This window comes from Kitasatospora sp. NPDC007106 (genome assembly GCF_040634455.1).
Lineage (GTDB): Bacteria > Actinomycetota > Actinomycetes > Streptomycetales > Streptomycetaceae > Kitasatospora > Kitasatospora arboriphila.
Window position 1 is genome coordinate 1 of record NZ_JBEYFP010000757.1, and the last position, 2,783, is coordinate 2,783.

Here is a 2,783-nt window from a genome sequence, read left to right on the forward strand (position 1 = left end):
CTCCTTCACCGTGGTACGGGCCGGGAGGGCACGGGCCGGCCGCGCTGTGCGAGGGCCGCGGGCCGTCACGGCGGTGGTGTTCGCCGTGACGGCCGGACGGTGGTAGAGGTCACCCGGCGGTGGAGGTCACTTGCGGAAGGTCACGAAGACCTTGCTGAAGGTGCCGGGGATGGCCGCCGCGACGCCGTTGGTGGTGTCGCCGAGGCTCACGTTCGTGTAGGTGACGTCAGCCAGCACCAGGGTCTGGCCGCCCGGACAGGTGAAGCCGCCCGGGCCCGGCGGGTGGAGCGTCAGGGTCTGCGAGACCGTGCCGTTCCGGCCGGAGCTGAACGCCCCCGTCGCCGAGACCGGCCCGCTGGCCGTCTGCTTGTTCGTGGCCTGCGGGTGGTTGCCGCGACCGTTGATGCAGCCGTCGTCCGCGGTCGCGCTCGCGCCGGAGAGAGCCACGGATGCCGCGAGGATTCCGGGTACCCGCATGAGGGGTCACCGTCCGTGCGAGTCGATGGAGGAGCCGAACCCACACCCCCGGCCGGTGGCCCCCGGGGCGACGTGGCCCCCACCCGCCGCGCCGCCCGTATGCCGGCGACGGAGACGGTGCTCGATCCACCGCGCGCCCACGCTCTCATCACGGACTCCGACACTGACAGTCAACGCTACGCCCAACCGCGGTGCAGACAAGCCCCATCGGAGATCCCGCCCGGTGACTCTCCGCGAATATGGGCTGGTCAGCGCAGTGCTGCGCCCGGAGCACCGGTTGCCGCACCCCGTGCGGACGTCGCCACCGCCGGCCTCCTCCTCGCCCGGCCCGGCCGCAGCACCTCGGCCGTGTGACGGCGGGCGGACCGGGATCCGGGCGGGTCGGTCGTCGGGCGCCGGTCCACCGGTGAGGTGCTCGGCCGTCGGGCTCACTTCTCGACGAAGACGATGTCCTCGATGGCGGGGCGCAGCTTGATCGTGCTGTCGTTGACGTCGATGACGCGCTGCAGGCCCCTGGTGGAGGTCCGCTGCTCGGAGAGGAAGAATTCGTCGTCGGCGCCGGCCAGGTAGGCGGGGAGCGAGTCGAGGGAGGGGCCGAAGAGGCGCAGGTAGTCGGCCAGGCGCCGGAAGAGTTTCGGCAGGACGACCGTGTGCTCGGTGAGCGAGCTCAGGTCCTCGATCTTGGCGCCGCTGTTGGTGGCGTCGTAGGCCCAGACGCTGCCGGGCACCTTCGCGGCCTGCGCCGCTCGGGCGGTGGCGGCCATGTCGAGGCGCAGTTCCTTGGGCAGTTTCGAGTAGAACGTCGGGTAGGCCAGGCCGCGGGCGAGCAGTTCGTGGTTGGCGGTCTGGTGCAGGAGCGGCACGTCGACCTTGATGATCGTTCCGCTCTTGGCGTCCGGGATCGGCGTGCCCCGGCCGGCCATGGCGATGCAGCGGCCGAAGGCGTCGGCGCCGCTGGCGAGGACGAACCCGGGGACGGTCTCCGGGGTGGCGGAGGTGACCCTCTCGTCCGCGCCCTGGGTGACGTCGGTGAAGCCCAGCCAGGTCAGCAGGGCGTCCCGGGCCGCGTGGGCTCCCAGGTCGAGCGGCTGGTGGACGAAGTCGGGGCCGACCCCCTGGTAGTGGGTCTCCGGCGCGTCGATGCCGTCGAGCCGGAGGGCGGCGCCGCCGTGGGGGTCCCGTTCGATCTTGTGGTCGCCGGGCAGTTCGAGCCAGAAGCCGGGGTCGTCGGGGAGGAAGTGGACGGTGTCGCCGTCCGGCTCGAAGTCCTTGATCTGGTAGTGGCCTTTGATGAGCATCATGGTCATGAGGTCCTCCTGTCACCGGGATGTGACTCATTGTGAGGTCCTCCGTGGGCAAACGGTGGGATCGTGTCGTCGGCGCGTTGGCCGCGTGGGCACGTCGGTGGCCGGCCCGGCGAGGCAGCCCGGGAGGGCTGGTCCTGCGTACAGCCGTTCCGCCACGCCGACGGCTTCACGCAGGCGGTCGGGGGCCTCGCCCGGTTCGTCCTCCTGGAGTTCGGGGAGGGCTTCGGCGATGGCGTCGAGCTTGCGCCGGACGGCGTGCTCGGCGCGGCGCTCCGAGTTCTTGAGCATGGCGAGCAGCAGCAGCGTGACGGCGGTCATCGTGTCGCCCACCACGAGCTGCCGCTCCGCGCCGAACGCGGCCGCGTGGACGGCCACGAAGGCCGCCGCCAGCAGCAGGCACAGGCCGGCGAAGAGCGGTGAGGGCGCGGTCGGCGGCCATGGCGCTCTCCTTCCGGTCTTCCCGCGCCGGCCCGCCCCGGCCGTCCGGAATCAGCCCGTTCCGCGCCGTGTGGCCGGGCCCGCAGCGGGCAGCCGCCGGAGTGGAACCAGCGGCCGCAAGGAGCCCCCGATGAACAGCCGGAAGCACGTCCCGGACGGCGACCGAAGGCCCGGGGAACGGCACGACTTCCCGCACGCCCCGCACGGACCGGGCCGCACCTCACCGCAGTGGTGGCCGCAGGGCCCGGTGCGCCGCGGCACCGAACCGGTCACGGCCCGCACCGACCTGGAGCTGAGGCGCCTGCTCTCGCGGGTCTTCCTCGGCTTCTTCGCGGTCGGCACCGTGGCCTTCGCCGTCCTCGCCGGGACGGCCGGCACGGGGGTCGCACCGAACCGCACCACCTTCGCCGTCTTCGCGCTGCTCTGCCTGGCCTTCGCCGGCATCGCCGCGCTGGACCTCATGGTGATCCGCCGCCGGATGGCCGCGGGGCAGGGCAGGGACCGCAACGAGCGGTGAGCCCGGCGGTGCCGGTGTCCGGACCCGAGAGGGCCGGACACCGG

General features: G+C 72.9%; 4 protein-coding genes. 1 reads left to right on the forward strand and 3 read right to left on the reverse strand.

Features of this window, described 5'->3' with window-relative positions; genetic code table 11:
- Window positions 1-126 precede the first annotated feature (126 nt).
- The 3 genes from ABZ641_RS31925 to ABZ641_RS31935 form a co-directional block, all read right to left on the reverse strand.
- Window positions 127-447 (reverse strand): hypothetical protein, encoded by a 321-nt coding sequence (locus ABZ641_RS31925; RefSeq protein ID WP_344625336.1) that lies wholly within the window; start codon window positions 445-447, stop codon window positions 127-129.
- A 458-nt stretch (window positions 448-905) separates the two neighbouring features.
- Window positions 906-1,784: a nuclease gene (locus tag ABZ641_RS31930; protein WP_344625337.1), complete on the reverse strand. Its 879-nt coding sequence runs from the start codon at window positions 1,782-1,784 to the stop codon at window positions 906-908.
- Window positions 1,785-1,811: 27 nt separating this feature from the next.
- Complete coding sequence (locus ABZ641_RS31935; protein ID WP_359987471.1) at window positions 1,812-2,159, reverse strand: hypothetical protein; 348 nt, start codon at window positions 2,157-2,159, stop codon at window positions 1,812-1,814.
- A 193-nt stretch (window positions 2,160-2,352) separates the two neighbouring features.
- Here ABZ641_RS31935 and ABZ641_RS31940 point away from each other — a divergent pair, with 193 nt between their 5' ends.
- On the forward strand, window positions 2,353-2,739 hold the full coding sequence (locus ABZ641_RS31940) for a hypothetical protein (RefSeq protein ID WP_344625339.1): 387 nt from the start codon (window positions 2,353-2,355) through the stop codon (window positions 2,737-2,739).
- Window positions 2,740-2,783 lie beyond the last annotated feature (44 nt).